The sequence below is a fragment of the Metabacillus litoralis genome (assembly GCF_007994985.1).
GTDB lineage: Bacteria > Bacillota > Bacilli > Bacillales > Bacillaceae > Metabacillus > Metabacillus litoralis.
Genome location: NZ_VOQF01000037.1, coordinates 1 through 6,812, shown reverse-complemented (window position 1 = coordinate 6,812; position 6,812 = coordinate 1). Strand labels below are relative to the sequence as shown.

General features: G+C 33.7%; 8 protein-coding genes. 3 read left to right on the top strand and 5 right to left on the bottom strand.

Translation table 11 applies throughout. The features are described from left to right. Positions 1 to 543, top strand: a 543-nt coding sequence (locus FS935_RS22930) for a metal ABC transporter permease (RefSeq protein WP_146950919.1), incomplete at its 5' end; no start/stop codon positions are given. A gap of 110 nt (positions 544 to 653) precedes the next feature. On the opposite strand, the gene FS935_RS22925 is transcribed toward FS935_RS22930, so the two are convergent. The 4 genes from FS935_RS22925 to FS935_RS22910 form a co-directional block, all read right to left on the bottom strand. Then, complete coding sequence (locus FS935_RS22925; RefSeq protein WP_239589594.1) at positions 654 to 839, bottom strand: hypothetical protein; 186 nt, start codon at positions 837 to 839, stop codon at positions 654 to 656. A gap of 265 nt (positions 840 to 1,104) precedes the next feature. Further along, the gene (locus FS935_RS22920; RefSeq protein WP_146950917.1) at positions 1,105 to 2,145 is read right to left on the bottom strand and encodes a cytochrome d ubiquinol oxidase subunit II; all 1,041 of its coding nucleotides are present in this window, start codon (positions 2,143 to 2,145) and stop codon (positions 1,105 to 1,107) included. Positions 2,146 to 2,167: 22 nt separating this feature from the next. Then, positions 2,168 to 3,523 carry a cytochrome ubiquinol oxidase subunit I gene (locus tag FS935_RS22915; protein WP_146950916.1) on the bottom strand — a complete coding sequence of 452 codons (1,356 nt, stop codon included), beginning with the start codon at positions 3,521 to 3,523 and terminating at the stop codon, positions 2,168 to 2,170. Positions 3,524 to 3,832: 309 nt separating this feature from the next. Next, positions 3,833 to 4,930 carry a metal ABC transporter solute-binding protein, Zn/Mn family gene (locus FS935_RS22910; RefSeq protein WP_146950915.1) on the bottom strand — a complete coding sequence of 366 codons (1,098 nt, stop codon included), beginning with the start codon at positions 4,928 to 4,930 and terminating at the stop codon, positions 3,833 to 3,835. Between the two features lie 223 nt (positions 4,931 to 5,153). Between FS935_RS22910 and FS935_RS22905 the strand changes: the two genes are divergently transcribed. After that, positions 5,154 to 5,714, top strand: a complete 561-nt coding sequence (locus FS935_RS22905; RefSeq protein WP_146950914.1) for a beta-class carbonic anhydrase — start codon at positions 5,154 to 5,156, stop codon at positions 5,712 to 5,714. 43 nt (positions 5,715 to 5,757) lie between these two features. Here FS935_RS22905 and yidD read toward each other — a convergent pair whose 3' ends face one another. Then, the gene (gene yidD, locus FS935_RS22900) at positions 5,758 to 5,988 is read right to left on the bottom strand and encodes a membrane protein insertion efficiency factor YidD (protein ID WP_146950913.1); all 231 of its coding nucleotides are present in this window, start codon (positions 5,986 to 5,988) and stop codon (positions 5,758 to 5,760) included. Between the two features lie 168 nt (positions 5,989 to 6,156). On the opposite strand from yidD, the gene FS935_RS22895 reads away from it, so the two are divergent. Continuing rightward, entirely contained in the window at positions 6,157 to 6,630 is a 474-nt protein-coding gene (locus tag FS935_RS22895) for an S-ribosylhomocysteine lyase (protein WP_146950912.1), read from the top strand. Positions 6,631 to 6,812 lie beyond the last annotated feature (182 nt).

Sequence of the window (6,812 nt, the reverse complement as noted above, 5' to 3'; positions counted from 1 at the left end):
GGAGAAATCACGTTTATTCCATGGGATACAGTAGAGATGTATGGAATGGAGTTAGGTCCTAAAGCAGTATGGCTACTTTCATTTGTATTCATCGTAAATCTACTCATCATCATCTTTTTTTATAAAGAATTCAAGATTAGCTCTTTTGATCCAGAGATGGCAGTAGCAATTGGAATTCCTGTTCTTTTTATTCATTATTTACTGATGGGAATGCTATCTATTACAACTGTAGCTTCTTTTGACAGTGTTGGAGCAATATTAGTTGTTGCTATGTTAATTGTTCCAGCTTCAACTGCCTATTTATTAACAGATAAATTATTAAATATGTTGTTTATTAGTGCAGTAATTGGTGTATTTGCCGCTGTTTCAGGATATTATGTTGCGACTTTACTCAATGTATCAATTGCAGGTGCAATGGCTTCCTCAACAGGAGTACTCTTTGCGATAGCCTTCTTGTTCTCACCAAAGCATGGCATCATTGCTAAAAAACGTGCACAGAAAAATCTTAGAAAAGCAGCAAATGCTCCTACAATGACAATGTAGTTTTAAACAAAGCAGGCAGACTCATTTTTTTAGAAGTCTGCCTGTTTTGTTTGTATTATCATAAAATAGACTTTTTTCTAGCATCTAACTTCAGGCGCCTTGCACTTTTCTTATTCCATTAACCCATATTCAACTGCCCGACTAGCGACAAGCTGATCTACATCATGTGGAAGATCATCTAAAGAACCAAATTCATAATCCCAAATGTTTGTAAATGAATCGACAAACATTGGAAATGAATCAGCACTCGAATTTTTAACATCCTTACGAAATGCATCGATTAAATCTTCTCTCATCATGATTCCCCCTTCAAAATTTACTATAGTAGCATTTGTTAAAAACTTGGGAAATATTTATTTTTTTATAGCTTAATTTCTTCATTATAGGCTCTTTTCTGAACGTTTGTTGCCACGTACCAATGTTTGTAATGAAAACAGTGTTTTTCCACTATAAGGGTACCATTTTATGAAGAAAAGATGCCACTAGACCTAATACAGTGCTGATTGCTTCGGATATTTAAAAGCAACAAAGTTTGCGAAAACAGCCTATCTATAAATCAGATTAAGATTCATTTTGCTTTAAATACCGCTTATCTTTCATAAATAACTTCCAAAAGTAAATAAAGCCAGGGAAAAGTATTAAAAAGCCTACAAGATAAGTAATGATCAACGCTCTAAATGTATCAGGATGAGTAAAGCCTGAAAGAATTGTCACATCTGGGTAAATCATATAAGGAAGATGTGCTCTACCATAGGCTAAGCTTGCCAATAAATATTGAATCGTTACAGCAACTACTGCTAAACGAGGTCTTCCTATTGCATGCTTATGCTTTTTAGATGGAAGAAACATAGCTGCCCCAGCAATAACAAAAAAGATAACAGAGCCAATTAAGAAGGGTGTATATTCAAGCATGTTTGTATAAAGCCAATTCGCTTCATTTTTTAATGTGAACATGATCAAAAATGCCATTAGCAAAGAAATCGGACCAAGGATGATCGCATCACGACGATATACACGATATGCTTCAGGTTCACCAGCCACGTTAGAATAATCAGCAAGTAATAAGGAGGAAAGAAAAAGGGTACTGCTGATGGCAAAAGCCATAAAAGCATAGATATTAGGGCTTGTAAACATAGCTCCAAATTGGAGTTGATGAACCCCATTAACAACTTCGATATATTCACCATGTGTGATTGGTAGAACTAGCATAAGCAGAGCTGGAATAATAAATCCAGAAATGCCAGATACATATGTTAACGCCTTTTCATAATCTTTTGCGACATGAGAAAACACTAAAAATCCACTTCTTAGTGCAAGTAGTATTAAAATAAAACTTCCCGGTAAAAGCAAGACGGTCCCTAGAATGAAGGTTGTTCCTGGAAAAAAACTAACTAATGCTATAACAATCGCTACTATAAATACATTTGTAACCTCCCATGTAGGTGATAGGTAGCGGTTTGCAATATTGGTTGCATTTGTTTTTTCTTTATTAATATAAATCATTGACCAAAATCCTGCTCCAAAATCCATTGTTGCCATAACGGCATAGATGAACACAAAGCCCCAAAGAACGGTTATTGCTAGTAATGAATCTGCTGTCATAATGATTCACCCTTTTCTTATATTAGTAAACACTCAAATTATTGTTGTTTGATCCACCACCATCAAGTTCATCCTCAACAGGATGTCTTTTAAAGTAGTATTTTAAAACAGCCAAAACGGCAACACCTAAAACAAGATAAATTAGTGAAAATAAGACAAATAACATACCAATTTGAGTTGATCCTGTCACAACATCTTCAGTGGCTAAGATACGATAAATAACCCAGGGTTGTCTTCCAGTACAAGCAAAGATCCAGCCAAATTCAATTGATAAAAGGGATAATGGTCCTGCTAAAACAAAGGCATACATAAATAACTTAGGAAAATGTGGTTTTTTTAATATCTTGAACCAAGCAAACCCAGCCATTGATAAGAAGATTAAGAAGCTACCAATTATAACCATGCCATTAAATAGTGTGTGTACAAATAAAGGTGGCCAATATTCTTCTGGAAAGTCATTTAAACCAACAACAACTGTTTTAAAACTATCTCCTGCTAAGAAGCTAAGCGCCCAGGGTATTTCAATTCCATATTTAACTTCTTGGGATTCTCGGTCCGTAAAACCTCCAATGGCAAGTGGCGCATAATCCTGGGTTTCAAAAAGCCCTTCAGCAGCAGCTAGCTTTTCTGGTTGATACTCGTGGAGCATTTGTGCTGACTCATGACCATTGATAGCAGTTAAAAATGAGAAAACGCCACCAATGACAAGACTAAGAATCAATGCTTTTCGATGAAATTGATAAACTCGTTCATTTTTTCTATTTTTGAGCATTTTAAAAGCAGCAATTGTGCTAATCATAAATGCTCCTGTCATATAGGCTGAAACAGCGACATGTGCTGCAGAAATGAAAAAACTCGGATTGAAAAAAGCAGCCCATGGATCAACATCAGTAATTTCACCATTTTCAATACGAAAACCAGCAGGTGTACCTTCGAAGGCATGTACATTTGTAATCAATATGGCTGAAGCACTAGCTCCTAAAAGTACAAGAGAAACACTAATTATTCTCATTCTTGGTGAGATCCGATCAGCCGCGTAAACATAAATGGACATAAATAAAGCCTCAATAAAGAATGCATAAATTTCAATTTGAAATGGGAGGGCCATCACTTTACCGATAACTTCCATAAAACCAGGCCATAGTAATGCAAGTTGCACACCGGCAATTGTACCTGTAGGAATAGCGACACCTAACAGTACGGCTTGTCCCTTTGTCCAACGTCTTGCCATAATTGCATAATCCTTGTCCTTTGTTTTTTGAAAAAGAAGCTCTGCACAAAGTATCATTAACGGCAGGCCAACGCCTAATGTTGCAAATATAATGTGAAAACCCATCGTTGTCCCAAACAATGACCGTGCTAATACTAAATCATCCATAAAGATCCGCCTTTCTTTTCCTGCCTTGTCGTAATCAACCATAGTGTCCACTATTTTCTAAATAATATTCTAGTGAATTAGATATGTAATGGAGGAGTAAGGTGAATTTTTTAGATGTTATTATGTGGGATATATAGAGGAAGTAAAAAAAATTATAAAGTTATTTCAATCCTAGTAAGAGGTTTCACTAACCATAAATTGTTCAAATAAAAAAAGCAGATCAATCACTGGTTGTTGTGATTGATCTGCTTTTTTCGTATTTTGTAACGTTAAGAGCAAATAATAGTATTTTTTTCAAGGTTACAAATATTAATTTAATGCCTGTTCTAGAGTTTTTAAATTTTTATTCATAAGACTAAAATAATCTTCTTTATTTTTAATATCTTCTTCTGTAATAGATTCTAAATTGTTTAAAGTAAGGGATTTGGCACCTATTTCAGCCTGTACAATGTCAGTCACATTACTGCTTACATTCGATTCGAAAATAATGTAATTAATATTGTGTTCTTTTGATGTTTCAATAATGTTTTGTAATTCTTTTTGGGAAGGCTCTTCTGTAGGAGAAAGGCCTAAAACACTAATTTGCTCAATACCATACCTTGATTCCCAATATCCATATGCAGCATGAGAAACAAGAATTTCTTTTTTCGCTGAATTTGCAACAACCTCTTCAAAAGAATGATCTAATTCTTCAAGTTGTGTTTTTAATGTATCAAAATTCTTCTCAAAAGTCTCTGTATTAGAAGGGTCTAAATCAATTAGAGCATTTTTAATATTTTCAGCTAATTGTATCGATAAAATTGGATCTAACCAAACATGTGGATCTGTATCACCATGATCATGTGCAGCTTCTTCCTCAGCATGCTCATCTTCATGTGCAGCTTCTTCACCAGTATGCTCATCTTCGTGTGCAACTTCTTCACTAGCGTGTTCATCTTCGTGTGCAGCTTCTTCATGATCATGTTCATCTTCATGTGTAGCTTCTTCACCAGCATGCTCATCTTCAGAGTGTTCACTAGTTGCAAGTTCAATGCCTTCTCCAGCATTTATAAAAGCTATATCTTCTTTTTCTAATGATTGTTGAACTTTATCAGCAAAGCTTTCAATACCAAATCCTGAATAGATAAATCCATCAGATTTAGCAATGTCGACCATTGTTTTGGTTGTTGGCTCATAAGTGTGTCCGTCAACACCTGGAGGTAACACACTTTCAACCTCAATTAAATCTCCACCTATTTTTTTAGTGAAATCCTCGAGTGGAAAAATAGTCGTATAGATTTTTAATTTACTTGTATCAGCTTCTTTTTCTGTATCTTCAGTGTTTTGAGTAGTATTATCTGTATTACAAGCTACTAATAACAAAGACATAATTAGGGTAAAGCTTGTGATTAATATTCGCTTTTTCATAATCTTCTCCTTTCGACAAATCAGTATGATTCCGATTAAGACTAACTTATTATATCCTAATCATTACGATTTGAGAACCAAAATTTTTTAGATATTTAGATTTTAGTAAAATTAAATAGTAATTGTTACGATTTGCACAATTGATATAATACCTGATTAATAGTTAAAAAACAAGAGTTATGTTATATTAATTTTAATTAAAAAAATAATGGAGGATTCAGAAATGAGAATAGTTGATGAAATTTTAGTTCATAATGTAAAATTTGTAGCAAATAAAGAGTTCGAAAAGTTTGAGACAACTAAATTTCCAGAGAAAAAACTTGTTATCTTATCCTGCATGGACACTAGATTGGTAGAGCTATTACCACAGGCAATGAATCTTAAGAATGGCGATGTGAAAATTGTTAAAAGTGCAGGTGCAATTGTAGCTCATCCTTTTGGAAGTATTATGCGTAGTATTTTGGTTGCTGTTTATGAATTAAATGCTGACGAGGTCTGTGTTATAGGTCATCATGATTGTGGAATGAGTAAACTTAATGCAGATTCATTTTTATCAAAGGCAAAGGAAAAAGGAATCACTCAAGAAAAAATCGATGTATTAAAATATTCAGGTGTTGATTTAAAAACATGGCTACAAGGATTTGATAAAGTAGAGGATAGTGTTAAAGACAGTGTTGAGAAAATAAAAAACCACCCACTTTTAGCAGATAACATTCCAGTACATGGTCTTGTCATAGATCCTGCAACAGGCAAATTAGATGTTGTAGTGAATGGGTATGAGTAAGTAATAAAAGTATTTTAAGCTTTACTTTACATGCAAAGTAAAGTCACTTGCTGGATTCTTTTTTTTCAGGAACTGGATCAAAACCACCTGGATGAAAAGGATGACATTTCATAATTCTAAAAATTGTAAGATATAACCCTTTCCAAACACCAAATCGTTTAAATGCTTCTAAGCCATAATGTGAGCATGTTGGATAAAAGCGACATGTTGGTGGTGTAATCGGAGAGATGAATTTTTGATAAAAGCGAATTAGAGCTATAAAGAAATGCTTCATAATCAGTACCTTCTTTAAAGTGAATTTTTTCAATATTTCTTTTATTGTAAAGTAAAAGGGTATAATTACTTTTATCTATCATACTAAAAGTAGTAGTAGATATGCTATTATTTCTTATCATGATAAATAGAATGTTGACTATATGATAAAAAAATAGGAGTGGAATAAATGCCTTCAGTAGAAAGTTTTGATTTAGATCATAATGCAGTTAAAGCACCATATGTACGTCATTGTGGAGTTCATAAGGTTGGTAGTGATGGAGAAGTGAATAAATTCGATATTCGCTTTTGTCAGCCAAATAAACAGGCAATGAAGCCAGACACGATTCATACGCTAGAGCATTTGCTAGCTTTTAATATTCGTGAGCATGCAGAAAAATACGATCATTTTGAAATTATTGATATTTCACCAATGGGCTGTCAAACAGGTTATTATTTAGTTGTTAGTGGAAACCCTGAAGTAACAGAAATTATTGATTTACTAGAAGATACATTAAAAGCAGCTGTTGAAATAACAGAAATTCCTGCTGCCAACGAAACACAATGTGGGCAAGCTAAGCTACATGATCTTGAAGGTGCAAAAAGATTAATGCGTTTTTGGCTTGAGCAGGATAAAGAAGAATTAGCGAAAGTTTTTGGATAATTGAATAGATATTTTTGAAAAAAAGAGACAATTGATCTTAATCAATTGTCTCTTTTACTATTAAGTCTAAATTTACTTACTCAGGTTGAGTGAAATCAAGTAGATTTAAGGTTAATCCATCAACTTTTGAAGATAATCGTTCAACTTTTGAAGATAATCGTTCAACTTTTGAAGATAATCGT

Coding starts and splice junctions, on each gene's coding strand:
- FS935_RS22925 (WP_239589594.1), bottom strand. CDS start 839: ATGAGAGAAGATTTAATCGATGCATTTCGTAAGGATGTTAAAAATTCG.
- FS935_RS22920 (WP_146950917.1), bottom strand. CDS start 2,145: ATGACAGCAGATTCATTACTAGCAATAACCGTTCTTTGGGGCTTTGTG.
- FS935_RS22915 (WP_146950916.1), bottom strand. CDS start 3,523: ATGGATGATTTAGTATTAGCACGGTCATTGTTTGGGACAACGATGGGT.
- FS935_RS22910 (WP_146950915.1), bottom strand. CDS start 4,930: ATGAAAAAGCGAATATTAATCACAAGCTTTACCCTAATTATGTCTTTG.
- FS935_RS22905 (WP_146950914.1), top strand. CDS start 5,154: ATGAGAATAGTTGATGAAATTTTAGTTCATAATGTAAAATTTGTAGCA.
- yidD (WP_146950913.1), bottom strand. CDS start 5,988: ATGAAGCATTTCTTTATAGCTCTAATTCGCTTTTATCAAAAATTCATC.
- FS935_RS22895 (WP_146950912.1), top strand. CDS start 6,157: ATGCCTTCAGTAGAAAGTTTTGATTTAGATCATAATGCAGTTAAAGCA.